This is a genomic window from Citrobacter sp. Cc139 (genome assembly GCF_030334645.1).
Taxonomy (GTDB): domain Bacteria; phylum Pseudomonadota; class Gammaproteobacteria; order Enterobacterales; family Enterobacteriaceae; genus Citrobacter; species Citrobacter werkmanii.
Genome location: NZ_JAOWDM010000030.1, coordinates 1 through 210, shown reverse-complemented (window position 1 = coordinate 210; position 210 = coordinate 1). Strand labels below are relative to the sequence as shown.

At 55.2% G+C, this 210-nt stretch carries 1 other RNA gene; it reads right to left on the bottom strand.

The window, feature by feature from the left end:
* Positions 1 to 131 precede the first annotated feature (131 nt).
* Positions 132 to 210, bottom strand: a non-coding RNA gene (locus OGV69_RS01340) — RtT sRNA; the annotation flags it as partial.

The window sequence follows — 210 nt, the reverse complement described above, 5'->3', positions numbered from 1 at the left end:
CATCCGGGAGGATTCGAACCTCCGACCGCTCGGTTCGTAGCCGAGTACTCTATCCAGCTGAGCTACGGATGCATCGGGAAACTTACTTTACTGCAGATTTGATGTCGCTACTAAAGCGCTATCAAGTAATATGGTGCATCCGGGAGGATTACTCGGCTGCGCCTCGCCCTGCGGGCCGTTGCTGAAGCAACGTTATCCTCCCTGGTGCTG